Consider the following 24,846-nt stretch of genomic DNA (forward strand, 5'->3'; position numbering starts at 1 on the left):
TGGCAAAAGCGTGCTTTCGCCATTCCCGGAAAAAGCGGAACGGTTCAGGCCTGATGGTGAGTGTGGGTACCGTGAGCCTTGTGCTCCAGTGCTTCCACACGTGCTTCAAGGGCTGCAATGCGGCGTTCGGCTTCTTCCTGCCCGATGCGGGCCTGCGCTGCGAGTTCGCGCGCAACTTCAAATTCTTCACGGCGTACAACCTGAAGGCTGCTCAGCACTTCATCCACGCGGCTGCGCACAATGGCGTTGATTTCTTCCCGCACACCGGTCAGGGCTGAAAAAGCGCCACCGGCTACGCCGGCCAGATCATCAAAAAAGCGCGGTTTGTCAGTCATCACCGGTTCTCCACTCAAAAAGTCGCTTTGGCAGGTTGGTTTTTCTGTCAAAGCTGTTCAGTCTCCTTAGGCTTATAGTGAGTATGATGGCCTGAGGCTATTGGTTCTTTGGAAATGTCTGAATGGTCTGTTGTTCAAATACGGCATTGCCCGACAATTCCTGCGTGGTGGCGAAAGCAGTTTCCCTTCGCATCAGGCTTGTGCATGGGCAGAAAAGGTGGAGCATTTCTGGCAGGCAAGGTGAGAGTATTTGCCAACGCGGGATGAGGGGCTGGTGATCGTCCTTGTCCATTGACCATGGGGGAGCCCGTTCCCATTATTATTATCAAGATATTGAAACCATTGAAGGTACGCAAAAAAACAGGGCGCACTTTCAAAGAAGATGTGGAGAACGTGACTATATGAACACGCTATCGGCGGAGGCTTTTTTGAAACCTCGGCTAGAAGCTCTTGTTGCGGAGGCAGAGAAAGCCGGGTTTGCTCAGGATGTGACCATCGCTCTTCTGATCAGTCTGCTTGATACGGACAACTTCGCACCGGCTTCTGATACAGCACAGGGAGACAAGGCATGAGTGCGCGTGATCCGTATGAGGTGCTTGGCGTCTCAAAAACGGCCAGTCAGGATGATATCCGCAAGGCGTATCGGAATCTGGCCAAAAAATATCACCCCGATCTGAACCCCGGGGATAAAAAGGCGGAAGAGCAGTTCAAGGCCATTGGTCAGGCGAACGAGCTTTTATCTGACCCTGAAAAACGTGCCAGATTTGACCGGGGTGAAATTGATGCCTCCGGGCAGGAGCGTATGCATCCCGGTTATGGCGGTGGCGCAGGTTATCGTGATTTTGGGGAAGGCATGGGGGGCTTCCGTTATGGTGGCCCTGGCGGTCCCGGTGGGCCGGGTGCTGGTGGTTTCTCGGAAGAAGATCTGAGCGATCTGTTCGGGGGGATGTTTGGCGGGGGCGCACGGGGCCGCCGTGCTGGCCCGCGTAAGGGTGCCGATCGGTCCTATTCCCTCAAGGTCAGCTTTCTGGAAGCAGTGAATGGCGGCACGTCCCGCATTACGTTGCCAGAAGGTGCCACGCTGGATGTTAAAATCCCGCCCGGCATAGAAGACGGACAAATGCTGCGTCTACGTGGCAAAGGGGAGCCCGGAGCGCAAGGTGCGCCGCATGGGGATGCCCTGATTACCGTAACGGTGCTGCCAGATGCCCGCTACACGCGTGATGGATTTGACCTGCACGAAACATTGCCGGTGGACTTGAAAACAGCAGTATTGGGCGGCTCCATTACCGTGCCAACCCCAACAGGGGATGTGAAAATGAACGTCCCTGCCGGGTCTGACAGTGGCAGCAAGCTGCGTTTGCGCGGCAAAGGGGTGCAGGCTCATGGCTCCCGTGCAGCAGGCAATCTGTATGTCACGTTGCAGATCAAGATCGGCAAGGCAGATGCGGCATTGGAAGAGTTTTTGAAAAACTGGACACCGGAAACGGCATCCTGAGACCCCAAGCTGTTTTGAAATCTGCTCCGTCTAACCAAAAACGGCTCCCGTCTTAAAAGTAGGGGAGCCGTTTTTTTGAGGGGGCTCGGTTCTGCTGGCTTCAGTCATCGCGGTAGAGAGGGAGATCCATCTTGTGGTTGTCCTTCCCGGTAATATGGATCTGTGCGCTATTTTCTGAAATCAGGGAAAATGTGAGCGTTGCGTCCGCTGTCGTGCCTTTCCAGGATGTGCCGGACTGACGGGCGAGCGAAAAGCGATCCTGCCCAACAATTTTCTTGAGGGAATCCGGCAGTGTCACCAACAACCGGGCCGCCGGTCCAAACGCCTTGTTGGCCGCTACGGTCACAGGGCTCATGGCCATGATGGCCCATTGCCCTTCAAACAGGCTGGTGGGGTATTGCGTATGGGCATCCGCCAGCGGCGGAGGAGCATCTGCGGCATGCCCAGTGGAGGGCAGGGCGGCACTGGTGCCCAATGCAGCTACGCAGGCAAAAGACAGAGCAAACAGGCGTTTCATGGCAGGCTCTCCAAAAAGATGGCTTCCTTTCATGTGCCTGCCTGGACGCGGTTCGTCCATACCCTGAGGGTGGGAGGCGGGCGCTCACTATTTGGCAAGCGCCCTTGACGGAGGGATGATTGATCACCAGATCAGTGTGTATTACAAGTCTGTATTGCAAAAAATGAAAGGGTTTTGCCATGACAGGAACAGAGTCATCTTATGATGCATCCGTCCCCATGCAGCCCTTCACGCCGCAGCAGGAACCGAGTGCACATGACGCAGCGGTGGAAGAAACACGGAACACGGTAACGGCAGAAACCTCCGCCGAGATGGCGGACCCCGTTATTCCTGTAACACCTGCCCCCGTTCAGGCGGCCCCAGTGAAGGATCATGACGTTAGTATGAAAGAAATTGTTCAGATGGTGGGCGCAATGGCGTTTGTGTTTGGTTTTGCCGCCCTTGGCCTACACGCTATTTCTTATGTAGGATATTGATCCTGTTCTGAAGAAATAGAATCTGGATTTTACGTCAGTGCTCTCTGTGTGACGTTTCAAGTTGCTTCTTACATCCCATAAACAGTAGGCGGCTGCCTTAAACGGCACCTTATTGGTGCCGTAGAGTGACAACCAGAACATCTCGATGCGCCGGGCGGGATGCGTCAACGGGTTTCACGGGCGTTACCCCGTGATAAACCCGGCTATCATTAACAAAAGCGGTATCCAGCGGATGGGTCAGGGTAAAGCTGCCCACCGTCTTGCGATTGAGATCATGAATGGTGGTCTCCCCGCTCGCAATGTTTTCACGGCTCACCATCAGAACACACACCCAGTCCACACCGTCCCGGTGAAGTCCTTCTGGCGTTGGCTGACCGGCGGAGTCCGGGCTTGCCTCAATGCGGAACTGGTGCACTTCCGCATGCCATGCATGTGGCCGCTGTTCTGCGGGGGTGAGGTCTGAGGCAATGCGATGTGTCAGTTTCAGAATTGCCAGCAGTGCCGGGTGGTGGCCCGTTGCGGCGGTGACTGGCTTGAACCAGCGTTCAATTCCTCCATTCAGGGTATTGTAGTCTCGGCTCTGGTAATGGGGCTGGTGGGGCTTACGCAGAATCTCGTCCTGCGTGAGGGAATATGTAGCGTAACGGCGGCGGCGGTAACGCCCGCCATCCGCCATATACCGATCTACTCCCAGATGGTTCCAGCTTTCGGCAAAGTCATTCCATTGCTTCAGGCCAAACTGTTCCAGCAGGGGGCGCATGAAGGCCTCCTGCTGGTAAGTGAACCCCGTCTCAGCCAGCGGGTCTTCCAGAGTTTTGACCATTTGCAGGATGGTCTGACCAGAAGGACAGTCTGTATCATCAGGCATGAGCTGGACCTTGAGGTGAGGGTTTGCCCTGAGGCTTTTCGTCAGAAGGCGAGACGGCCTGAGTGGGCTGCGCATCCGCCAGGGAGGCGGCTGGTGCTGAGTGTGCGGCAGTTGATCCTGTGCCTTGTGGCTGGGGTGGTACCCATTCCGGCATGGCGTCCATTGCCAGATGCATGGCGTTGCCCGGCGGCGTGGTATAGTAGGACGTTGGCGTGTAGAATTTGACCCCGGCTTTGGCCATCCGATTTGCCAGACGGCGATAGAATTCGCGCTGGACCTTCCACTTCATCATGGGAGCGGTGCGGATGGTGCCGATTAGCACAGCACCGTTGCCGTCGCTGCTGTCTACGCCGAGGTCATTATAATCAGAGAAAATAATATGACGGAACGCTTCTTCTGATCGCATTTCCTTGATCACAGTGCTCATAATATAAGCCACTTTTTGAGAATCTTCCGTCAGGTCAAGTGTCTGTCGGACAATGATCTGATTAAAACCTTTGCCGGTATTGGCGATGGAGGTAACGGATGAGAACGGGATGATGTGTAGATCTCCATCAAAAGATCTGACACGAAGTGTTCGGATCGAAAGCTGTTCCACTGTGCCTGCAACACCGCTGGTTGTGACCCAGTCCCCCACCTGAATGGCGTCTTCCGCCAGCATGAAGAAGCCCGTGATCACGTCTTTCCACAAGCTCTGGGACCCGAAGGACAGGCCCACACCCAGAATTCCGGCACCTGTCAGCAGGGGTGTGACATTGATCCCGATTTGGGAGAGCGTTGTGACGGTGACAATCACCACAATAAACACCAGCAGCACGGTACGGATAATGGGCAGAATGGTGCGTAGCCGCGTGGCCCGAGCTGATTGGGAGGATGTTGTGTAACGGTCAATCTGCTTGTTCAGCAGACCGTTGATAACTTCCCACGCCACGGAGGCGATGACCAGACCCAGTGTCAGGATCACGGCGGCGCTGACCAGACGCGAGCCAAGCGGATTTTCAAAGAAGAAATGGAAGCTGGGGATGTTCCAGCTTTGCGCAATGCTGATGGCGGCGACAAAGACGATAAAGACCGTCAGCATGCGCCGCACGAAGGGATAGTAATAATCCGCCCGTTTTTGCAGACCGGGATATTCGGCCTCCACGGCATCGCTGATACGGAACAGACGATCCTGCAACCCGTAAGCCAGCACAGCGATCAGACGCGCGAGTACCAAGCAGACAAGCGTGAGCAGGGTGCCACGCAGGATCCACTGATAGCCGCCCTTCAGGTGTGCGGCCCACACAAACCACAGAGCAATATCCAGGAACAGGACGGGAATCCACCAGAAACGCGCCATGGCCCCGACAAAGGCCCAGAAGGCATTCTTACGGAGTTCAGGGGACGGCTGGAGCGAATTGGCCACAATATGGCGCACCCGCCAGATAAAGGCGGCAATGATCAGATGCTGCACCAGCACCACAGCACGGAGCATGGCTTCCGTGCCGCGGGGGGCCAGATTGAATTCGCTGCCCAGTGTGGAAAGACAGATGACCAGAGAGGGAGCAGCAACTAGTACGTTCCACCACCGGGTCAGCATCCGGGCCGTGTTGTCTTGCGCAGGGATAAGTCGGATGGCCGGAGAACGGGGGGCGAGCCCTGTTTCCAGAAGCAGGTAGAGGCCGCGTGCCACAACATAGGCGTTTGTCAGCGTGATGGTGACGGTGCGTGCCTGCGATGTGGTGGTCAGAAATTCTGCACCCAGATAACCAATGGCCAGAGCGACAACCACAGGCAGCAGTTTGAGCAGGAAGTGCAGGAAATTGTAAGGCACACGCACCAGATAGCGCATGACCTCATTCCGCCGTCTCTGATCATCCGCGCGGGTTTGGGTGTTGTCTCCATCTGGTGTGGAAGTGGCTGCCTGAACAGATTCGACTGCGGCCGAAGCTTCCTGTTTGCGTTCGCGGGCTTCCGCATGAGAGGTGACAGCGGTAAGCGGCTTTTTCAGCATCAGGCTGGTGCCGCGTTCCAGAGCCAGAGCTGCCAGCAGAATGATTGCGGCGCGGCTGAAGGCGTCCAGCAGGGTTTTCCGGGTTTCCGGATTGCTGATCTGGCTGCGGAACCATGAGCCGACAAACCCCAAATCCTTGAACAAACCGGCAAAGTTCTGAACATATCCCTGCATGGATGATGTCAGATTATCCAGCTCTGAATTGACATCGCTATCTACAACGGCTGGTGCGGAGGAGGCGGGTTTGGCTGCTGGCGCTGCGGCAGGCAGGCCTTTTGCCATCAGGGAGAGTGTGTGAGTGAAATCCTCGCGCTTTTTCGGGTCATTCAGCACGTTCAGAAGCTGTTGGGCATCATCCTTGCTGAGCGAGCCTGTTGCGCTGGAGGCTGAGGCCGGGGTCGTATCAGCCGCGTGCGCCAGAGGGGCGAAACCGGGTGCCAGACCTGCCAGAAGCAGGCAGAGGCAGCAGAGCGTAAAGAAAGATCTGCTCCATAAAGATGAAGACGAAGAAAAAGCAGATTGAGTTCTGGTCGAGCCCCGCTCCAGGCTTGTTGCCGCCATGGCGTGCCGTCTCCTTGTATTCAGCGCGATGAGAGAATGGGCGGTGAATGCCCGATAAGTGCGCTCAAGGGTAGGGGGCAATTCCGGCAGTATCAAGACCGCCGGAGGGCAGGGATGGCCGGCGTTTCAGGAACGGGGTTCGAAAGTCACAACCTGTGCAGTTTCAGACCGGATAACCAGCGTATCCGCAATCAGGTCATGCAGCGCCTGTTTGTGGCGGGTGAAAGCCACCATCAGCACCCCGATGTAAAAAAACGGGAACGAGATGAAGGCCTTTACCAGAAAACGCACCGTCGCCCGACCAATGGAAATCTGTCTGCCGCGGGTGGTGGTGACTTCCAGACGGCATAGCCGTTTGCCCGGTGTGGCGCGGAAGGAGGACGATTCAAAGAAAATGAAATACAGGGCCGGAAGCAGTGCCAAAAACAGGCTGGGCAGATGCCAGTTGCCTGCATGAATATGCGGAATAAGGACGGAAGCCGCTTCCGGCTGCACGAAGGAGGCGATATCCAGAACATCCATGGTCTGGCCGGATGCGTCGGGAATTGGGGTTTCCTCCCATTCCACTTTCAGGTCAGGCAGCATGAAGAAGCCCAGCACGCCATCCACCACGCTCAGAATGACGCTATCAATTATAAAAGCCCACACACGCCACCAGAAGCCAGCGTAAATCCACATCGGGCGGCCAATGCCCTCCTGCGGCGTATAGAAACCGTTATCCGAATGTTGCGACGGGCCTCCCCAGCCGGGCGGCAGATCAGAAGCGGACATCAGGCCTGTTCCTTAAAAACTGTTGCTGGCGAAGCAGCGAACATGAACCGTCCGTGTGGGCGGCAGGGCTAGCTGCGGTAGGAGCCGTTGATATCAATATAGCCGTGGGTCAGATCACAGCTCCAGACCTGAGCTGATCCTGTGCCAAGGCCAAGGTCAACGGCGATATCAATTTCCTGCCCCTTCATATGGGCAACCACGGGGGTTTCATCATAGTCCGCCACAACCGTGCCATCACGGGCAATGCAAACACCGCCTATGGAAACGGAAAGTGTGTCACGGTCTGCCGGTTCGCCGCATTTGCCTACGGCCATGACAACGCGGCCCCAGTTTGCGTCTTCTCCCGCAACAGCGGTTTTCACCAGCGGGGAATTGCCAATGGCCATGCCAACACGCCATGCGGACGCATCAGAGACTGCACCCGTCACCCGAATGTTCATGAGCTTGGTGGCCCCTTCTCCGTCCCGAATGACGAGAAGTGCAAGGTCATGCAGCACCGCTTTCAGGGCTGCGCGGAAATCTGCCAGTGCGGCGTCATTCAGGGCGTCAATTTCTGCTGCAACAGGCGGATTCTGCGCCGCACCTGTGGCGAACAGCAGAACCATGTCTGAGGTGGAGGTATCAGAATCGACCGTGATGCAGTTGAAGGTGGTTTTGACATCTGCTGAAAGCAGGCTTTGCAACACAGGTGCCGGAAGAGCGGCATCGGTCGCTACGAACGCCAGCATGGTGGCCATGTCTGGCGCAATCATGCCGCTGCCCTTGGCAATGCCCTGAATGGTCACAGTGGTCCCGTTCAGCGTGGCAGTGCGCACAGCGGCTTTCGGAAACGTGTCAGTGGTCATGATGCCGCGTGCTGCGGCTTCCCACCCGGTTTCGCTGAGTGCAGTGTGCAGCGCGGGCAGCGCATTTGTAATGCGCTCATGCGGAAGAATCGCCCCGATCACACCAGTGGAGGCCAGATAAACGGCATCCAGCGAACATCCTGCCAGTTTGGCTGCGGTTTCCGCCGTGGCTTCACAGGTTTCGCGGCCTGCGCGACCTGTAAAGACGTTGGCGTTCCCGGCATTGACCACCAGCGCCCCTGCCTGTCCGTGCGGTAGCACGGAGCGGCACCAGTCAACCGGTGCGCCAGCACATTTTGTCTGGGTAAAGACACCCGCCACTGTGGTGCCGGGGGTAAATTCGGCCAAAACCAGATCTGTCCGGCCTTTGTAACGGATACCTGCTTCCGCCGCGCCAAGGCGCACCCCGCGAATAACACCAAGCTCAGGAAGAGGCCGGGCGAGAGGAGAAACGGGGAGGGCGTGTGCCATAACGCTTTATGTCCTTGAAACGGCAGAACCGCCATGCAGGAGGCATGGCGGCTGGAAGAGGGTGGGCAGGTTAGATTATTTTTTGGCAGGAGCAGCCGGTGCCGCACCCGGTGTGCCGGGAGGAGGTGCATCAGGAAGCTGCTTGCCGGTTGAGGGATCAAACCGGACAATCTTGACATTACTGGTGGCTTTGCCAACGGCTTCACGCACGTATTTCTGGATCAGAGCCTGACGGATCTTGTCTTTCACGCTGTCCAGGGACGGCACGGGATCGGTGCGGGTATCAAGCACCTGAATGACATGGTAGCCATACTGGCTCTTGACCGGCGTGCTGCTGATTTCGCCTTTTTTCATGGCGAAAGCGGCGGTTGAGAAGGCCGGAATCATGTCTTCCTTCTTGAACCAGCCCAGATCACCACCGTTCTGCTTGGCGCTGCCGGTATCGGTTGAAACTTCTGCAGCCAGCTTGCCAAAGTCTGCGCCAGCTTTCAGCTTCTTGATAACATCAGTAGCTTCAGCTTCGGTCTTGAGCAGGATGTGGCGGGCATGCACTTCCTGTTCCGGCGGCTTGCCTGCGTAATTCTGCTGGTAATACTGCTCAATGGCGGCATCCGTCAGTTGCGGCGTAACCTGTTTGGACAGCCATGCATTCTGCAGCGCATTGATGGAAGCAGCATCCATCATTTTCTTGACGTCTGGCGTCTTGTCCAGACCTTCCTTGCGGGCAACAATCTGGATGGCTTTCTGATCAGCCAGCTGATTGACCAGCATCGGGAAGATCAGGTTTGGCGGCAACTGACGCATCTGCGGCGGCATGTTGGACAGGGCGTCCTGCACATCAGACACCGTGATTTTTTCACCATTCACGGTTGCGACCACGGCATTCGGGTCTACCGGCTTTGCTGGAGGAGCTGCTGGTGTGGCAGGAGCTGCTGCCGGTGCGGCAGGAGCCGCAAAAGAAGAAGCAGAAAAGGCAGTGGAGGCAAGCAGGGCCGTAGCTGCAAGAGCGAAGGCCTGTTTGGTAAACCGCATGAGGACAAACCCTAAACTAAGGACTAAACAGTGTTACCTCTATGAAGGAGGCTCCCCAGCCCTGCAAGCCCTCTTGCCGGGTGCAAGGCAAGAAACCGGGGTGATTGGTTGACCGCAGGCGGCCTCGGCCCTATTTTGCCCCCGAGCCACTCCATGCTGATGCCTTGTTCTGTCTCCGCCGGTCTGGTTCCGGATGGAAGGGGGAAGGGGTCGCGCATTGTTCCGGAAAGGTTTTCATGCTCGCAAGCTTCGTCCGCGCCCTGTTCGGCACTGCCAATGATCGGACGCTCAAGATGTTCCAGCGCCGCGTGCCGGAAATCAACGCCCTGGAACCCCAGATGCAGGCGCTGGATGACGCCGCGCTTGCAGCCAAGACGGGAGAGTTTCGTGAACGGCTGGCCCAAGGGGCCACGCTAGACAGCCTCCTGCCCGAAGCGTTTGCCGTAGCGCGTGAGGCATCCCGCCGCGTGCTGGGTATGCGGCATTTTGACGTGCAGCTTATTGGCGGCATGGTGCTGCAGGCTGGCCGTATTGCCGAAATGCGCACCGGCGAAGGCAAGACGTTGGTGGCAACGCTGGCAGTGTATCTCAGCGCTCTGGCCGGCAAAGGCGTGCATGTGGTGACGGTGAATGATTACCTCGCCTCGCGTGATGCTGCCGAGATGAGCAAGCTCTACGGTTTTCTTGGGCTGACCACGGGCACCATCGTGCCCAATATGCCTGATGAAGCCCGCCGCGCGGCCTATGCGGCAGATATTACCTACGGCACCAATAACGAATTCGGCTTCGATTACCTGCGCGATAATATGAAATATCGCCTGGAAGAGATGGTGCAACGCCCCTTCTACCACGCCATTGTGGACGAAGTGGACTCCATCCTGATTGATGAAGCCCGTACACCGCTCATTATTTCCGGCCCGGCGGAAGATAGTTCCGAATTGTATCGGGCGGTTGATGAAGTGGTGGTCCGGCTGGTGCAGGACCCCTCCACTTACGATAAGGACGAAAAATTCCGCAGCGTTGTGCTGACGGATGCCGGGTCTGACAAGGTGGAAGACCTGCTGCGGGAGGCAGGCGTGCTGGATGAAGGCGGGTTGTATGACCTGCATCATGTGGCTGTGGTTCATCACGTGCAGCAGTCTCTGCGCGCCCACACCCTGTTCTCGCGTGATGTGGATTACATCGTGCGGGGCGGCAAGGTGGTGATTATTGATGAATTCACCGGCCGCATGATGGAAGGCCGCCGGTATTCGGATGGCCTGCATCAGGCGCTGGAAGCCAAGGAACATGTTGAGGTCCAGCAGGAAAACCAGACGCTGGCCTCCATCACCTTCCAGAACTTCTTCCGTCTTTATCCCAAACTGTCTGGCATGACCGGCACGGCCATGACCGAGGCCGACGAATTTGCGGAAATCTACAAGCTGGATGTGGTGGAAATTCCCACCAACCGGCCAGTTGCCCGTAAAGATGAAGATGATGAGATCTATCTGACGGAAGCGGAGAAATTCGCGGCTGTCACGCGTCTTATCCGTGAGGTGCATGAGCGCAACCAGCCTATTCTGGTGGGCACGACCTCCATTGAGAAAAGTGAAGCGCTTTCCGCCCTGCTGAAGCAGGAAAACATTCCCCATAATGTGCTCAATGCCCGTTTCCATGAAATGGAAGCCAAGATTGTGGCGCAGGCGGGGTCTCCGGGTGCTATCACCATTGCTACCAACATGGCCGGACGTGGGACGGACATCAAGCTGGGCGGCAATGTTGACATGCTGATAGAGCAGCAGCTTGAAGGCATGGAGCCGTCACCGGAACGGGATGCGGCCGAGCAGGCCATTCGGGACCGTGTGAGCCGTGACCATGAGATTGTGAAGCAGGCCGGTGGCCTGTTTGTTATCGGCACCGAGCGGCATGAAAGCCGCCGGATTGATAACCAGTTGCGGGGTCGCGCCGGCCGTCAGGGTGATCCGGGTAATTCGCGGTTCTTTATCTCCCTGCAAGATGACCTGATGCGCATTTTCGGGTCTGACCGTATGGGCGGCATGTTCCAGAAAATGGGCATGAAAGAAGGCGAGGCCATTGTTCACCCCTGGCTGAGCAAGGCGCTGGAACGGGCGCAGAAAAAAGTTGAAGCCCGCAACTTCGACATGCGCAAGAACACGCTCAAATATGATGACGTGATGAATGACCAGCGCAAGGAAGTGTACGCCCAGCGCCGGGAATACATGTCTACCGAGGATGTGTCCTCCATCATTGCGGAAGCGCAGGAAGATGTGATTGACGCCATGGTGGCGCGCCATATTCCTGAAAAATCCTTTGCGGAACAATGGGATGTGGACGGCCTGCATGCGGCTGCAAACAAGACATTCGCACTTGATCTGCCGATTGCCGAATGGGCGAAGGAAGACGGCATGGATGCGGAGCAGGTTGCTGAGCGCATCAGTCAGGCTGCTACGCAGGCACATGCCGCCCGGGCTGCCAATCTTGGCCCGGATCTGATGCGGTTCATTGAAAAACAGGTCTTGCTGACCACCTATGATGCCGTTTGGAAAGAGCATCTGCATGCGCTTGATCAGATGCGTCAGGGCATCGGGCTGCGGGCATACGGCCAGAAAGATCCGCTGAACGAATACAAGCATGAGGCCTTCCAGCTCTTCACCATCATGCTTGAAGAAATGCGTGAACGCGTTGTGTCTCTGGTGGCGCGTGTGGAAGTGGCTCCGGCTGGCACGGTTGATCCGTTTGCGGATACAGCAGAAGTTCACGCAAACCCGGAAATTCCGGGCTTTGAGTCCGAACCTGGGCCGGGATTGTCTCCGGGTGCTGCGCCTGAAATGGCAGTACCCATCGGGGCCAGCGCCATCATGCCGGATGATCCGTCAAGCTGGGGCGAAACACCGCGTAACGCGCCATGCCCCTGTGGTTCAGGCAAAAAATATAAACATTGTCATGGCCGCCTGATCTGAGCAGGCGGGAGTGTGGACGGGACAGTTAGGTAAGGAACTATGGCGGGTCATTCCCAATTTAAGAACATCATGCACCGTAAAGGTGCGCAGGATGCCAAGCGGGCCAAACAGTTTGCCAAGGTTATTCGTGAACTGACGGTTGCTGCCCGTTCCGGCCTGCCTGACCCTGCGTCCAACCCGCGCCTGCGGGCGGCTATTGCCGCCGCGCGTGATGTGAACATGCCCAAGGACAATATTGACCGCGCCATCAAAAAGGCGACGGGCGCTGCGGGCGGTGAAGATTATGTGGAAGTGCGCTACGAAGGTTACGGCCCGGCTGGCGTTGCTGTTATTGTGGAAGCCCTGACCGATAACCGTAATCGCACGGCATCTGATGTGCGCGCGGCGTTCTCCAAATATGGTGGGTCTCTGGGGGAAACCAATTCGGTCTCCTTCATGTTCCGTCGCCTTGGTGTGATCACCTATCCGCTTTCTGTGGCATCGGAAGATGACATGCTGGAAGCCGCCATTGAAGCAGGGGCTGAAAATGTTGTGTCTTCCGACACAACGCACGAGATCACCTGTGAAGTGGAATCTTTTTTTACCGTGCGGGATTCGCTGGAAGCCAAGTTTGGTGAGCCAGAAAGCGCCAAGCTGGACTGGCGGCCGGAAAACAGCGTGACGCTGGATGAAGAAAAAGCCACCAGTGTGTTCAAGCTGCTGGACGTTCTGGAAGACAATGACGACGTGCAGAACGTTTACGCCAATTTTGATCTGCCGGATGATCTGGCCGAAAAACTGTCTTCCTGACAGTGGTGCGCCTGCTCGGCATTGATCCCGGCCTACGGTTTACCGGTTGGGGTGTGATTGATGTCGAGGGTAACCGGTTGCGGCACGTTGAAAACGGCGTGATTGCAACCAACAGCGCGGATAGCGTGCCAGACCGGCTAAAGGTGCTGCACGAAAACCTGACATTGCTGATAGACCGTCTGGCTCCGTCTGAAGCGGCGGTTGAAGAAACTTACGTCAACCGTAACGGCACAGCCACGCTCAAATTGGGATACGCGCGTGGCGTGGCCCTTCTGGCTCCGGCTTTGGCCGGGCTGGAAGTGGCGGAATACGGCGCGTTGTCTGTTAAAAAATCTGTTGTGGGCACAGGCTCTGCCGATAAGGATCAGGTGGAAATGATGGTACGCCGTCTGCTGCCTGGGGTTAAGGTTTTGCGGGCAGATGCGTCTGACGCATTGGCGGTGGCCATTTGCCATGCGCATCATCGGGCCAGCGCCCGCCACATTGCGGCCGGGGTAAGAATGGCATGATTGCGTTTCTGTGCGGGTTGGTCATTCAGGTTGAAACAGGATCGTGCGTTATTGATGTGAACGGCGTGGGATATCTGGTCTCGGCGTCCACACGCACCTTGGCGGCGCTGCCCAATCCGCCGGAAAAAGCCCGCGTGCTGATTGAAACAGTGGTGCGGGAAGATGCCATTCTTCTGTACGGCTTCATGGAAAGCGCGGAACGTGAATGGTTCCGGCTGCTGACCAGCGTGCAGGGCGTTGGGGCCAAAGTGGCCTTGGGGATTCTGTCCACACTTTCTCCGGGTGAACTGGTGGCTGCGCTTTCCACAGCGGACAAAGCCAGCCTGACCCGTGCACCGGGTGTAGGGGGGCGTCTGGCCGACCGAATCCTGACGGAACTGCGTGATAAAGCGGGTAAAATGCCCGGTGGTGGCGGTGGGATTGTGTTCCCTGCTGCGGCCACACCTGGCGGCGGGATTGAGGCAGATGCCTTGATGGCGCTGGCCGGTCTGGGGTTCCGCCGTTCGGAGGCTGTGCCGGTTGTGCGGCGCTTGCTGGACGAACGCGGCGCAGCCGCCACCCTGGATACAGTGCTGCGGGATAGCCTGAAGGAGCTGGCCCGATGAGCGGTGCTGACTTCACGCCTGAACGGGAAATCGACGCCGGCCGCCACGAGGATGATGCGGGAGAAGGGTCGCTTCGCCCGCAAACTCTGGCGGATTTTACCGGGCAACGTGCGAGTCGGGAAAATCTGGCCGTGTTTATTGCCGCTGCCCGCCAGCGGGGAGAGGCACTGGACCATGTTCTTCTGCATGGGCCACCGGGGTTGGGCAAAACCACACTGGCGCAGATTGTCTCTCGTGAACTCGGGGTCGGGTTTCGGGCAACATCTGGCCCGGTTATTCAACGGGCTGGTGACCTGGCGGCCATCCTGACCAACCTTCAACCGCGGGATGTGCTGTTTATTGATGAAATTCATCGCCTGCAGCCCGCGATCGAGGAAATTCTCTATCCCGCAATGGAAGATTTCCAGCTTGATCTGATTATTGGGGAAGGCCCGGCCGCACGGTCTGTGCGGATTGATCTGCCCCCCTTTACCTTGGTGGCGGCAACAACCCGTGCGGGCCTTTTGGCCACCCCCTTGCGGGACCGTTTTGGTATTCCGCTTCGGCTGGTGTTCTATACGCCGGATGAACTCCGGCTGATTGTGGCGCGCGGGGCGGAAAAGCTCGGCTTTGCGCTTAGCAGCGAGGGGGCGGAGGAAATTGCCCGCCGTTCCCGTGGCACACCCCGTATTGCGGGGCGTCTGCTGCGCCGGGTGCGGGATTTTGCGCTGGTAAGCGGCAAAGGCACGGCTCCCGTCAGTCGTGAGGTTGCGGATGCGGCTCTCAGTCGTCTGGAAGTGGATGCACTGGGGCTGGATGCCATGGACCGCCGTTACCTGCGCCGCATTGCGGAATATCACCATGGCGGCCCGGTTGGCGTAGAGACACTTGCTGCCGCCTTGGCTGAAGCGCGGGACACACTGGAAGACGTGATTGAGCCTTATCTGATTCAGGAAGGGCTGATTATGCGTACCAGTCGGGGGCGCATGCTTGGGGAGCGGGGCTGGCGGCATCTGGGTCTGACCCCACCGGCCAGACCGGATGAGCCGCGTTCAGCCCAGATGGATCTTCTGCCGGAAGATGAGGAGGGCGAATGACCACGCATAGCATCGATTTTCGCATTTATTATGAAGATACAGATGCAGGGGGCATTGTGTATCACGCCCGGTATCTGGCGTTTGCCGAGCGGGCGCGCACGGAGGCCATTCGCAGCCTGGGCATGCCGGCGGCCAGCCTTTTGTCAGAGTTCGGGCTGGTGTTTGTGGTGCGGGATGCCACGATCAATTACCGGGTGCCGCTCACGCTTGATGATATTGCAACTGTCACCACGCGCCTGCTTGAGCAGAAGGCGGCAAGTTGCAGGCTTGAGCAGGTTTTTACCCGCGGTAATGAATTTTGCGCGCGCGTTGACGTGGTTCTGGCCTGCGTCAAAGCAAAAGATGGTCGTCCTGCCCGATTTCCGCCGTTATGGCGTGATCTTTTACGCCGACTTGAAGCGGAAGAGTAGAGGCCCTCTTCTGCTTTCGCACGGAAGACAGTAAAAACGGTGCAGTTGGGCAGCATAGGTAAAAGCCCGAGTCGGTGACTGGTTGCCCACTATGGGTGCAGAGGCAGGAGGCGTTTTTGGATCGTGCGGTTGACGCGGCAAATCTCGGCGTAGCAGCGGCGGGAGATCTGTCGGTATGGGGCATGTTTATGAATGCCTCCTTTATGGTCAAACTGGTCATGCTGGGGCTTGTGCTGTGTAGCGTGATGGTTTGGGCCATTATTTTCGACAAGATTGTTACACTGCGGCGGATCAACAAACAGGCCTCAGCCTTTGAAGACCGGTTCTGGTCTGGCGGCAGCCTTGATGATCTGTATGAAAGTGATGGCGCCAAGCCGGTGCACCCGCTGGCTGCCGTATTTGGTGCCGCTATGGGGGAATGGCGGCGTTCTGCCCGTATCCCCGGTGTGGATCTGGTGCGCGGCGGCGTGAAGGAACGTGTTGACCGTGCCATTGGCATTACGGTGACGCGTGAAATGGATCGCCTGCGCCGTTGGGTGATTTTTCTGGCAACAGTGGCGCCCGTTGCACCGTTTGTCGGCCTGTTTGGCACGGTGTGGGGGATCATGCATTCCTTTGCGTCCATTGCCGCCATGCACAACACCAATCTGAGCGTTGTGGCCCCCGGTATTTCAGAAGCCCTGTTTGCAACGGCCATTGGCCTGCTTACGGCTGTACCTGCTTATGTGGCCTATAACGTGATCAGCAACAGCCTTGATCTGTTCCAGGACCGTCTGGAAGGGTTTGGCACGGAATTTGCGGCCATTCTTTCCCGCCAGTCCGAAGAAAGGGCCTGAGCCATGGCGATGCCGTCGGGAGGAGGAGGGCGCCGCAGGCGGCGTCCGATGGCCGAAATCAACGTGACGCCTATGGTGGACGTCATGCTGGTTCTGCTTATCATCTTCATGGTCACATCCCCCATGTTGACAAGCGGCGTGAACGTGGACCTGCCCAAGACCGATGCCCGGCCCGTTAATTCAGATACCAAACCCATAACGGTGTCCATCAAGTCTGACGGAACGCTTTATCTGGGAGATTCCGAAGTCTCGCCGGATCAGTTGGTGACGCAGCTCAAGGCTGCTGCCAATAACGATGCGGAACACCGTATTTTTGTCCGTGGTGATGCTCATATTGATTATGGGCGTGTCATGCAGGTGATGGGGCAGATCACCGAAGGCGGCTTCACCCACGTGGCCCTGCTGGCGCAGCAACCCGCCAGCAGCGGGCACTAAATTCTCCCACGCGGAGAGGACAAACTCATGGTGCGGCCACGCCGTTCCGAACAGATTCTGCTTCGGCGGTCTCTCTATCTGTCAGGCGGAGCGCACATTGCGCTTCTGTTGGCGCTTCTTCTTTCCCTGCCTGCCCCCAAGCCGCCGGAGGAACCTCCTCCGGTTGTGGAAATGCAGTTTGAAAGCGCTGACAGTGGCGGCTCCACGGCCAAGGCTGACAAGCCTTCCCCGACACCTGCGCCCGCTCCGGCCCCTGTGCCGAATGATGCGCCCCCTACGCCGGAACCGCCCAAGCCTGTTCCGAACGAGGAATCGCCACCTCCGCCACCCCCACCGCAGCCTATTCCGCCACCGCCTGTGCCAGAAGCGGAAAAGCTGCCTGATACGCCCATTCCGCCCAAAGCGGATGAGCCTTCTCCGGATGTGGTGAAAACGCCGCCGTCTCCGCCGTCGCCCCCAAAAGCGACGCCGAACGTGGCGCCGCCTTCTCCTGTGACTGAACCCACGGATACGCTGCCTGATACGCCTATTCCGTCGCATATCACGCAGCCGAACAAGGCGAAGAAAACCCAGACGGACAGCCATTCTCTGCTGGAGACACTGGATTCATTCCGGTCGGACCAGAAGCAGACGCATGCGCCCACGGCAAAGGCCAACCCCGTGCAGGGTGGTGCGCCCAATGGGGGTGGGTCACCCACCGGGGATATTACGCGCAGCCTGAGTGTGGGTGAGCAGAAGGCCATCGGGGGAGCAGTGCGGCGCTGCTATACGGAAGATACGGCCGCAAAGAATTACGCGACCTTTGTGGCGCACCTGATTGTGACGGTGGATGCCACAGGGGAGGCGCGTATTGTGCAGTTTGCTCCGCAGACACAGGCACAGATGAACGCTGATCCTTCCTATCGTGCTCTGGCGGAACGGGCGCGGGCGGCGGTTTTGAGCCCTACCTGTTCCAAGCTGCCAATTCCCAAAAACCTTCTGGGTCAGACCCGGCAGTTGAAATTTATATTCAGGCCTTGATTCAGGCCACAGGGAGAAAAAACGTATGCTGACGAATACCCGGCCGATTATTTCTGACCAGGATGCCGACAACCTGAAGTCTTTTCTGGGCCGCCGTACCGTGATGGGAGCCGGGCTGGCAGCCGGGGGGCTGCTGGCAACCCCGCTTTCCGCCATGGCTGCCGCTGCCGCGGCACCAGAAGCGGAAATTACCGTTGATCAGGCCCGCACGGCACCGATCCCCATTATCCTGCCCAATTTTGGCGGTGGATTGGGTGCTCAGATTGCAGAAGTGCTGAGCAATGATCTGACCAATACAGGCCTGTTCAAGGTTCTGCCGGGTGGGGCCTCCACGGGCGCGCCAGATTTCTCTACCGCAAAAGCAACCGGTGCACGGGCGCTGGTAACAGGTACAGTTTCCGGCAGCGGGTCCGTCCGGGTGGAAATGCGTCTGTGGGATGTACTGACACAGCAGCAGATTCAGGGCACGGCCTACACAACCTCTTCCGCCAACTGGCGGCGGATCGCCCACATTGTGGGGGATGTGATCTATGAGCGCATGCTGGGTGAAAAAGGGTACTTTGATACCCGTATCGCCTTCATTTCCCGCTCTGGCGCGCGGGCCCATCAGCGTACACGCCTTGCCATCATGGATCAGGACGGTGCGAACGCCCGCATGTTGACGGCAGGCAACTGGCTGACCCTGACACCGCGCTTCAGCCCGGTGAAGGATCAGGTGGCCTTCATGTCCTACGCCAATAATCGTCCGCGGGTGTATCTGTTTGACCTCGGCAGTGGCCGCCAGCAGATTCTGGGTGAGTTTGCGGGGATTTCCTTCGCGCCCCGTTTCTCTCCAGATGGTCGCTCCGTTGTTCTGTCCGTTACCCGTAATGGTGGGTCAGACCTGTTTGTGGTTGATCTGGCCTCTGGCTCGCGTCGCCAGATCACGGCATCCGGCGCCATTGACACCAGCCCCAGCTACAGCCCCGATGGCTCACAGATTGTTTTCAACTCTGACCGTGGCGGCAGCCCGCAGTTGTACATCATGAGTGCGTCTGGCGGCGGGGCACGCCGTATTTCTTACGGCAATGGCACGTATGGGTCTCCGGTATGGTCTCCGCGTGGGGATCTGATTGCCTTTACCCGCATTGCCAATGGCAGCTTCTCTCTGGGGGTCATGAACCCGGATGGCACGGGTGAACGGATCATGACTGAAGGCTTTACAGTGGAAAGCCCGAGTTTCTGCCCCAACGGTCGTGTTCTCGCCTATTGCCGCCAGACCCGTGCGGGTGCCGGGGGCGCAGGTTTTAATTCAACCATCGGTATGGTGGACATTACGGGCTTCAATGATCGCGTCCTGCCAACACCCGGTCAGGCGTCTGATCCAGCATGGTCACCCCTTAACGGGTAACGGTTCGGGTTTGCGCCATTAAGGCACGAGCCAAAGCCAATGAAGGCGGACGGGAAAAAACCCCGCTCCGCCTTTTTTATGCCGTATTGAGGCGGATAATAGGAAAGTGACGGTTCCGACTCCCCAAAGAGAAGGGAGCGTCTTTCTAAATAAAAATCCAGATTTGCGATTCGATTACTTCGCATGCTTAGTAAACTGCTGCCTTTGATGCCATTATGTGGCTATTTGGCATCGGTTTGCGAATGGCTGTCATCTAAATCTGAGATGTCGCTTGACCGGAAGAATAAGCTATGGCTTAGGGCAAGGTGGTCTCCAAAATTCGTCGGCTCTTCGAAGGCTTCGGAGAGGAGCAGAAGAATACGCGGGGATGCAAGCACTTAAGTTTGTTTTTTCTCTCCGAATAGTTCTCATATTGAACTAATCTCAGGATCCGACACATGAGACTGAAGTTTATCGCTGCACTTGGTATGGTTGCCCTTCTTTCTGCCTGTGCGCATGAAAAGGCCGATACCGGTGCGTCCACGGGTGCAGCAACGGCACAGCCGAGCGGCCCTGTTCCCGGTAGTGAAGCCGATCTGGTCGCCAACGTTGGGGACCGCGTGTTCTTTGATCTGAACAAGAGCGGCCTGACCTCTGACGCCCAGACCACCCTGCAGAAGCAGGCCTCCTGGCTGGCTCAGTACCCGCAGGTCAACGTTGAAGTTGCTGGCAACTGCGATGACCGTGGCACGGAAGAATACAACATTGCTCTGGGTCAGCGTCGTGCCAATGCGGCACGTGACTTCCTGGTTGCCAAAGGTGTTGCATCTTCCCGCATTTCCACCATCTCCTACGGTAAGGACCGCCCGACCGCAGTTGGTGATGATGAAAGCGCATGGGCCCAGAACCGTAACGCGATTACTTCTGTCAAATAAGTTTCGAGTTCGTTCATATTTGGTCTGAAAAAGCAGGCTGGGTGGTTTTCGCCCAGCCTGTTTTTGCGTTCAGGCTCTTGTTTTCCGGGCTGGAATGATGAAATCCTTGCCCGCTTTTTTAAAAGGGTGAGGTCTTTATGAAACGCCTGGTGATGACATCAGTTTCCGCCTGCGGGCGCATGGCCGTGCTGGGTCTTCCGTTGGCTGCCGTGCTGGCCGCCAGCACACCGCTTGCGCATGCGCAGGAGGTTTCCAGCCGTGAAGGGCTTGCTCTGCAAAACCAGATCATGGCGCTTCAGCAGCAGTTGAGCCAGATCCAGTCTTCAGGGGGAAGTGGCGCACTGCCTGCGCCATCCGCTACCCCCGCGCCGTCATCCGGTGGCGGTGGGGATCTCACAGCCCAGCTTCTGGAACGTGTGAACACGCTGGAACAGCAGCAGCGTGAAATGCGGGGTGAGATCGATCAGCTTACCAATGATCTGCAAAAGCAGACAGCCGCGCTTTCCAAACAGGTAGCGGATGCACAGTTTGCCGCGCAGAACGGCGGCGGCGGGGCTGCTGCTGGTGCCGCAGCGGGGGCGGCAACTGCTGCGACCGCGTCCGCAGCAAGCGGAAGTGGAGCGGATGCTGCGGCCAAGCCGACAACGCCTGACGCCATGCTGGCCGCTGGGAAAGCTGCCTTGCAGAAGCGTGATTACGCAACCGCTCACGAGAACGCCGAGGGCGCTTTGAAAAACGCCAAAGGCAGCTTCAAGGTCGATGCCCAGTTCCTGCTGGCACAGTCTCTGGCCGGGGAAAAGCAATACCGCCAGTCTGCGGTAGCGTATTATGACGCGTACCGTCAGGCTCCCAAAAGTGCACGTGCGCCGGATGCCCTGCTGGGTGTTACGGCTTCCCTGCTGGCGTTGGGGGACAAAAAGGCGGCGTGTCAGGCGCTGGGAAAACTGAAGTCAGAGTTTCCCTCACCAACACAGCGCGTTTCTCATGCTGCTGAAATTTATGCCGGTCGGGGCGGCTGCCAGTAATTTCTGGACTGACCGCCTTTGAAGGGGAGGGACTCCGGCAAGCCGATGGTGCTCTGGCTCCTCCTTCTCCTTTTTCTGACACTCCTGTTTTGCCCGCGCAGTTTCAGGCCATTATCACACGCCTTGGGCCATGGATGCCGGATGATCCCTCCTTTCCACCCATCGCACTTGCGGTATCTGGCGGGGGGGATAGTCTTTGTCTGGCGTGGCTGGCATCGCGCTGGCGCAAGCGACTTATTGCGTTTGTGGTTGACCATGGATTGCGCCCCGAATCCGCAGAAGAAGCCCGTTTAACGGTAAGTCGTCTGGCGAATCTGGGCGTGCGCGGACGTATCCTGACCCTGACAGATCTGGCAAAAGGCCCGCGCATGGCAGAGCGTGCCCGGCAGGCGCGCTATGCGGCGCTGGCACACGCATGCCGGGAGATGGGCTGCCTTGATCTCCTCTTGGGGCATCAGGCGGATGATCAGGCCGAAACTGTTGCCATGCGGCAACGTGCAGGCAGCGGTCCAACAGGGCTGGCGGGGATGGGGTGGAGCACGGTGCTGCCCGATATGCGGCTGGTGCGTCCTCTGCTGGGGTTTTCTCGCGCGGCGTTGCGCAACACATTGCGGCAGGCCGGTGTAGCGTGGGTGGATGATCCCTCCAACGAGGATACCAAAGCGGAACGGGTCCGTGTCCGGCAGGCTTTGCTCACCGGAGATAGGCGAGACACCTTGTGGCAAGAAGCCATCCGCTATGGTCGGGCGCGCATGCAGCAGGAAGCGGATTACACGCAGTATCTGGCGCAGAACGCAGCGTTTCTACCGGAAGGGTGGGTGTGTCTGGGGTCTACCTTGCCGAAGCCAGCGCTGCTTTCTCCCCTTATCCGGAGCGTGGGCGGATTGCCTTATCCTCCATCTCCCTCTGCCGCCGCGCGCCTGTGTGAGGAAGCGCAACCAGCTACGCTGGCGGGGGTACAGATGCTTCGGCATAAAGGGCAATGGATTTTACTGCGTGAGGCAGCAGCCATGCAGGGTCGTGTGATCGCACAGAATGGAAGCCTATGGGATAACCGTTTTGTGTTGCACCTGCCTTCAGAGCTTGAGGCGGAAGGATTACGGGTGGGTGCGGCAGGGATAGGCGTGCCCCGCGCCAGCCGCGCCGGGTGGCCCGCGCGCTTATGTGCAACCCTGCCAGCCCTGTGGCGCGAGGGGCAGCGTGTTGCTGTGCCTCATTTAAATATATGGGAAGATCCGGCCCTGTGTGGAGCACGGTTTACGTTCCGGCCACCTGTTCCGGTTTCCGGCAGCGGTGTGTATGGAGAGTTGCCAGAGTAGGGCAGGAGAAAAAAGCGCTGCGCAGGTCCCCAAACAGGCAGAAAAAACTGTTTGCGGGGTAGGAATATCCGTACAGCGTCCCATTTATAACAGCAGAGGTTGCATTTTCCGGCATCTGCCGCTCAGATTGGGGGCTCTCCGGCGCTCTCGCACGATAAGTATGGAAACACAGCCAAGATGAACAATTTAGGCCGCAATTTGGCTCTCTGGGTCAGCATCATCGTGCTGCTGCTTTTGCTGGTGGATGTTTTCCAGCCGGGGAGCACACAGCATGCGGCCCAGCAGCTTGCCTATTCAGATTTCGTGGCAGACGTGGATTCAGGCCATGTCCGCTCCGTTGTGATGCAGAATCACAATATCTCCGGCACTCTGACCGACGGGACCGCCTTTGAGACGTTTGCGCCGCAGGATCCTTCACTTGTCAGCCGTATGGTCGGCAAGGGAGTTGAGGTTGTGGCCAAGCCGCTTGATCAGGAAGGCAGCCCGCTGCTGCGCTACTTCCTGAACTCTCTGCCCATTATCCTGCTGGTGGGGGCATGGCTGTTCATGATGCGCCAGATGCAGGGCGGCGGCGGTCGGGCCATGGGCTTTGGCAAATCCCGCGCCAAGATGCTGACGGAAAAGCATGGTCGCGTCACGTTTGAGGATGTGGCCGGCATTGATGAAGCCAAGAGCGAGTTGCAGGAAATTGTCGATTTCCTTAAAGACCCGCAGAAATTCACCCGTCTGGGCGGTAAAATCCCTAAAGGGGTTCTGCTGTGTGGTCCTCCGGGCACAGGTAAGACGCTGCTGGCGCGCGCTATTGCGGGTGAAGCCAATGTGCCGTTCTTCACCATTTCCGGCTCTGACTTTGTGGAAATGTTCGTAGGTGTGGGTGCTTCCCGCGTGCGTGACATGTTCGAGCAGGGCAAGAAAGCTGCACCGTGCATTATCTTCATTGACGAAATTGACGCCGTAGGCCGCCACCGTGGGGCTGGCATGGGCGGCGGTAACGATGAACGCGAACAGACACTCAACCAGATGCTGGTTGAAATGGACGGCTTTGAAAGTAACGAAGGCGTTATTCTGATTGCGGCCACCAACCGTCCTGACGTGTTGGACCCGGCTCTGCTGCGTCCCGGCCGGTTTGATCGTCAGGTTGTGGTGCCGAACCCGGATGTGTCTGGCCGTGAAAAAATCCTGCGTGTTCACATGCGCAAGGTTCCGCTGGCATCTGATGTGGACCCTCGCATTATTGCCCGTGGCACGCCCGGTTTCTCCGGGGCTGATCTTGCCAATCTGGTGAACGAGGCCGCTTTGGCTGCTGCCCGTCTGGGCAAGCGCACGGTTGCCATGCGTGAGTTTGAAGACGCCAAGGACAAGGTGCTGATGGGTGCTGAGCGTCGTTCCCTTGTCATGAGTGATGAGGAAAAGAAGCGCACGGCGTATCATGAAGCTGGCCATGCCATTACGGCTGTGCTGGTGCCGGAAAGTGAACCCATTCACAAGGCGACCATTATTCCGCGTGGGCGGGCACTGGGTATGGTGATGCGTCTGCCTGAAGGTGATCGCCTGTCCATGAGCAAAAAGAACTGTATTGCTCATCTGGTGGTGGCCATGGGTGGCCGCGTGGCAGAGGAAGTTGTTTACGGCAAGGACAACATCTGCAACGGCGCGATGGGTGATATCCAGATGGCGACCCGTGTTGCCCGCAGCATGGTGACCGAATGGGGCATGAGCGAAAAGGTTGGCATGATCGCCTTTGCCAATGATGATCAGGGTGGTGGCATGGGCTTCTTTGGTGGGGCTGCCAAGAATTTCTCTGAACATACGGCCAAGGAAATTGATGCTGAAATCAAGCGCCTGATTGATGAGGCTTATGATCAGGCCCGCAACTACATGCACGATCACGTGGATGAACTGCACCGTCTGGCCGAAGCCCTGCTGGAGTTTGAAACGCTGACAGGCGAGGAAATTCGCCAGATCATGCGTGGACAGCCGATTGAACGGGTGGAGATTGATGACTCTGCTCCCGTGAACCGTCGGTCTTCCGTGCCTCAGGTTTCTGGGCCGGACATCACACCGCCCGGTTCCAAGCCGGAAGGGGATGAGGGTGGCATGACACCCGTGCCTCAGCCGGGCTAAGAGCAGGATGAGCTATGGTTAAGGGAAGGCGGCAGCAATGCCGCCTTCTTTGCGTTTCGGGGGGAGA

General features: G+C 57.8%; 24 protein-coding genes. 17 read left to right on the forward strand and 7 right to left on the reverse strand.

Annotated elements, in window-relative coordinates; genetic code table 11:
- Positions 1–44: 44 nt before the first annotated feature.
- Entirely contained in the window at positions 45–335 is a 291-nt protein-coding gene (locus QWU00_RS07810) for an accessory factor UbiK family protein (RefSeq protein WP_035382658.1), read from the reverse strand.
- Between the two features lie 428 nt (positions 336–763).
- On the opposite strand from QWU00_RS07810, the gene QWU00_RS07815 reads away from it, so the two are divergent.
- Positions 764–907 (forward strand): hypothetical protein, encoded by a 144-nt coding sequence (locus QWU00_RS07815; protein ID WP_166443814.1) that lies wholly within the window; start codon positions 764–766, stop codon positions 905–907.
- Positions 904–1,833 carry a DnaJ C-terminal domain-containing protein gene (locus QWU00_RS07820; RefSeq protein ID WP_035382554.1) on the forward strand — a complete coding sequence of 310 codons (930 nt, stop codon included), beginning with the start codon at positions 904–906 and terminating at the stop codon, positions 1,831–1,833. Before QWU00_RS07815 ends, QWU00_RS07820 begins: the two co-directional genes overlap by 4 nt.
- A 100-nt stretch (positions 1,834–1,933) precedes the next feature.
- On the opposite strand, the gene QWU00_RS07825 is transcribed toward QWU00_RS07820, so the two are convergent.
- Positions 1,934–2,350, reverse strand: coding sequence for a hypothetical protein (locus QWU00_RS07825; protein WP_145912797.1), 417 nt, complete (start codon positions 2,348–2,350; stop codon positions 1,934–1,936).
- A gap of 179 nt (positions 2,351–2,529) precedes the next feature.
- On the opposite strand from QWU00_RS07825, the gene QWU00_RS07830 reads away from it, so the two are divergent.
- Positions 2,530–2,826: a hypothetical protein gene (locus tag QWU00_RS07830; RefSeq protein ID WP_035382558.1), complete on the forward strand. Its 297-nt coding sequence runs from the start codon at positions 2,530–2,532 to the stop codon at positions 2,824–2,826.
- A gap of 109 nt (positions 2,827–2,935) precedes the next feature.
- Here the strand turns inward: QWU00_RS07830 and QWU00_RS07835 are convergent, their stop codons facing one another.
- The 5 genes from QWU00_RS07835 to QWU00_RS07855 form a co-directional block, all read right to left on the reverse strand.
- Entirely contained in the window at positions 2,936–3,694 is a 759-nt protein-coding gene (locus QWU00_RS07835) for a 2OG-Fe dioxygenase family protein (protein ID WP_035382560.1), read from the reverse strand.
- Positions 3,687–6,341 carry a mechanosensitive ion channel domain-containing protein gene (locus QWU00_RS07840; protein WP_392388304.1) on the reverse strand — a complete coding sequence of 885 codons (2,655 nt, stop codon included), beginning with the start codon at positions 6,339–6,341 and terminating at the stop codon, positions 3,687–3,689. Before QWU00_RS07840 ends, QWU00_RS07835 begins: the two co-directional genes overlap by 8 nt.
- A 33-nt stretch (positions 6,342–6,374) precedes the next feature.
- The gene (locus tag QWU00_RS07845) at positions 6,375–7,019 is read right to left on the reverse strand and encodes an RDD family protein (RefSeq protein WP_035382562.1); all 645 of its coding nucleotides are present in this window, start codon (positions 7,017–7,019) and stop codon (positions 6,375–6,377) included.
- Positions 7,020–7,087: 68 nt separating this feature from the next.
- A complete protein-coding gene (gene argJ, locus QWU00_RS07850) occupies positions 7,088–8,335 on the reverse strand; it encodes a bifunctional glutamate N-acetyltransferase/amino-acid acetyltransferase ArgJ (RefSeq protein ID WP_035382564.1) in 1,248 nt (415 codons plus the stop codon).
- A 75-nt stretch (positions 8,336–8,410) separates the two neighbouring features.
- Positions 8,411–9,367, reverse strand: coding sequence for a peptidylprolyl isomerase (locus tag QWU00_RS07855; RefSeq protein ID WP_035382566.1), 957 nt, complete (start codon positions 9,365–9,367; stop codon positions 8,411–8,413).
- Between the two features lie 236 nt (positions 9,368–9,603).
- On the opposite strand from QWU00_RS07855, the gene secA reads away from it, so the two are divergent.
- The 14 genes from secA (at position 9,604) to ftsH (ending at position 24,779) form a co-directional block, all read left to right on the forward strand.
- Positions 9,604–12,327, forward strand: coding sequence for a preprotein translocase subunit SecA (gene secA / locus QWU00_RS07860; RefSeq protein WP_035382567.1), 2,724 nt, complete (start codon positions 9,604–9,606; stop codon positions 12,325–12,327).
- A gap of 39 nt (positions 12,328–12,366) precedes the next feature.
- A complete protein-coding gene (locus tag QWU00_RS07865; RefSeq protein ID WP_035382568.1) occupies positions 12,367–13,116 on the forward strand; it encodes a YebC/PmpR family DNA-binding transcriptional regulator in 750 nt (249 codons plus the stop codon).
- A 2-nt stretch (positions 13,117–13,118) separates the two neighbouring features.
- On the forward strand, positions 13,119–13,625 hold the full coding sequence (gene ruvC, locus QWU00_RS07870; protein WP_035382570.1) for a crossover junction endodeoxyribonuclease RuvC: 507 nt from the start codon (positions 13,119–13,121) through the stop codon (positions 13,623–13,625).
- A complete protein-coding gene (gene ruvA, locus QWU00_RS07875) occupies positions 13,622–14,230 on the forward strand; it encodes a Holliday junction branch migration protein RuvA (protein ID WP_006557694.1) in 609 nt (202 codons plus the stop codon). Before ruvC ends, ruvA begins: the two co-directional genes overlap by 4 nt.
- Entirely contained in the window at positions 14,227–15,306 is a 1,080-nt protein-coding gene (gene ruvB / locus QWU00_RS07880) for a Holliday junction branch migration DNA helicase RuvB (RefSeq protein WP_006557693.1), read from the forward strand. The genes ruvA and ruvB overlap by 4 nt, the downstream gene beginning before the upstream one ends.
- Positions 15,303–15,716, forward strand: coding sequence for a tol-pal system-associated acyl-CoA thioesterase (gene ybgC, locus QWU00_RS07885; protein ID WP_035382572.1), 414 nt, complete (start codon positions 15,303–15,305; stop codon positions 15,714–15,716). The genes ruvB and ybgC overlap by 4 nt, the downstream gene beginning before the upstream one ends.
- A gap of 95 nt (positions 15,717–15,811) precedes the next feature.
- Complete coding sequence (gene tolQ / locus QWU00_RS07890; protein WP_176364784.1) at positions 15,812–16,552, forward strand: protein TolQ; 741 nt, start codon at positions 15,812–15,814, stop codon at positions 16,550–16,552.
- 3 nt (positions 16,553–16,555) lie between these two features.
- Complete coding sequence (gene tolR / locus QWU00_RS07895; protein WP_035382576.1) at positions 16,556–16,987, forward strand: protein TolR; 432 nt, start codon at positions 16,556–16,558, stop codon at positions 16,985–16,987.
- Between the two features lie 27 nt (positions 16,988–17,014).
- On the forward strand, positions 17,015–18,007 hold the full coding sequence (locus QWU00_RS07900) for a hypothetical protein (protein ID WP_035382578.1): 993 nt from the start codon (positions 17,015–17,017) through the stop codon (positions 18,005–18,007).
- A 25-nt stretch (positions 18,008–18,032) separates the two neighbouring features.
- Positions 18,033–19,397, forward strand: coding sequence for a Tol-Pal system beta propeller repeat protein TolB (tolB, locus tag QWU00_RS07905; RefSeq protein WP_006559844.1), 1,365 nt, complete (start codon positions 18,033–18,035; stop codon positions 19,395–19,397).
- Positions 19,398–19,834: 437 nt separating this feature from the next.
- On the forward strand, positions 19,835–20,311 hold the full coding sequence (gene pal, locus QWU00_RS07910; protein ID WP_035382583.1) for a peptidoglycan-associated lipoprotein Pal: 477 nt from the start codon (positions 19,835–19,837) through the stop codon (positions 20,309–20,311).
- A gap of 152 nt (positions 20,312–20,463) precedes the next feature.
- On the forward strand, positions 20,464–21,336 hold the full coding sequence (locus QWU00_RS07915) for a tol-pal system YbgF family protein (RefSeq protein ID WP_052051597.1): 873 nt from the start codon (positions 20,464–20,466) through the stop codon (positions 21,334–21,336).
- Positions 21,337–21,425: 89 nt separating this feature from the next.
- Positions 21,426–22,655, forward strand: coding sequence for a tRNA lysidine(34) synthetase TilS (tilS, locus tag QWU00_RS07920; protein ID WP_081939164.1), 1,230 nt, complete (start codon positions 21,426–21,428; stop codon positions 22,653–22,655).
- Positions 22,656–22,832: 177 nt separating this feature from the next.
- Positions 22,833–24,779: an ATP-dependent zinc metalloprotease FtsH gene (gene ftsH, locus QWU00_RS07925; protein ID WP_035382664.1), complete on the forward strand. Its 1,947-nt coding sequence runs from the start codon at positions 22,833–22,835 to the stop codon at positions 24,777–24,779.
- Positions 24,780–24,846 lie beyond the last annotated feature (67 nt).

The sequence above is a fragment of the Acetobacter tropicalis genome, from assembly GCF_030644465.1.
GTDB classification, from domain to species: Bacteria; Pseudomonadota; Alphaproteobacteria; order Acetobacterales; family Acetobacteraceae; genus Acetobacter; species Acetobacter tropicalis.

What these genes read in the sequence shown, in the direction of transcription:
- QWU00_RS07810 (WP_035382658.1), bottom strand. Translation starts at nt 335, where the DNA reads ATGACTGACAAACCGCGCTTTTTTGATGATCTGGCCGGCGTAGCCGGT.
- QWU00_RS07820 (WP_035382554.1), top strand. Translation starts at nt 904, where the DNA reads ATGAGTGCGCGTGATCCGTATGAGGTGCTTGGCGTCTCAAAAACGGCC.
- QWU00_RS07825 (WP_145912797.1), bottom strand. Translation starts at nt 2,350, where the DNA reads ATGAAACGCCTGTTTGCTCTGTCTTTTGCCTGCGTAGCTGCATTGGGC.
- QWU00_RS07830 (WP_035382558.1), top strand. Translation starts at nt 2,530, where the DNA reads ATGACAGGAACAGAGTCATCTTATGATGCATCCGTCCCCATGCAGCCC.
- QWU00_RS07835 (WP_035382560.1), bottom strand. Translation starts at nt 3,694, where the DNA reads ATGCCTGATGATACAGACTGTCCTTCTGGTCAGACCATCCTGCAAATG.
- QWU00_RS07845 (WP_035382562.1), bottom strand. Translation starts at nt 7,019, where the DNA reads ATGTCCGCTTCTGATCTGCCGCCCGGCTGGGGAGGCCCGTCGCAACAT.
- argJ (WP_035382564.1), bottom strand. Translation starts at nt 8,335, where the DNA reads ATGGCACACGCCCTCCCCGTTTCTCCTCTCGCCCGGCCTCTTCCTGAG.
- QWU00_RS07855 (WP_035382566.1), bottom strand. Translation starts at nt 9,367, where the DNA reads ATGCGGTTTACCAAACAGGCCTTCGCTCTTGCAGCTACGGCCCTGCTT.
- secA (WP_035382567.1), top strand. Translation starts at nt 9,604, where the DNA reads ATGCTCGCAAGCTTCGTCCGCGCCCTGTTCGGCACTGCCAATGATCGG.
- QWU00_RS07865 (WP_035382568.1), top strand. Translation starts at nt 12,367, where the DNA reads ATGGCGGGTCATTCCCAATTTAAGAACATCATGCACCGTAAAGGTGCG.
- ruvA (WP_006557694.1), top strand. Translation starts at nt 13,622, where the DNA reads ATGATTGCGTTTCTGTGCGGGTTGGTCATTCAGGTTGAAACAGGATCG.
- ruvB (WP_006557693.1), top strand. Translation starts at nt 14,227, where the DNA reads ATGAGCGGTGCTGACTTCACGCCTGAACGGGAAATCGACGCCGGCCGC.
- ybgC (WP_035382572.1), top strand. Translation starts at nt 15,303, where the DNA reads ATGACCACGCATAGCATCGATTTTCGCATTTATTATGAAGATACAGAT.
- tolR (WP_035382576.1), top strand. Translation starts at nt 16,556, where the DNA reads ATGGCGATGCCGTCGGGAGGAGGAGGGCGCCGCAGGCGGCGTCCGATG.
- QWU00_RS07900 (WP_035382578.1), top strand. Translation starts at nt 17,015, where the DNA reads ATGGTGCGGCCACGCCGTTCCGAACAGATTCTGCTTCGGCGGTCTCTC.
- tolB (WP_006559844.1), top strand. Translation starts at nt 18,033, where the DNA reads ATGCTGACGAATACCCGGCCGATTATTTCTGACCAGGATGCCGACAAC.
- pal (WP_035382583.1), top strand. Translation starts at nt 19,835, where the DNA reads ATGAGACTGAAGTTTATCGCTGCACTTGGTATGGTTGCCCTTCTTTCT.
- QWU00_RS07915 (WP_052051597.1), top strand. Translation starts at nt 20,464, where the DNA reads ATGACATCAGTTTCCGCCTGCGGGCGCATGGCCGTGCTGGGTCTTCCG.
- ftsH (WP_035382664.1), top strand. Translation starts at nt 22,833, where the DNA reads ATGAACAATTTAGGCCGCAATTTGGCTCTCTGGGTCAGCATCATCGTG.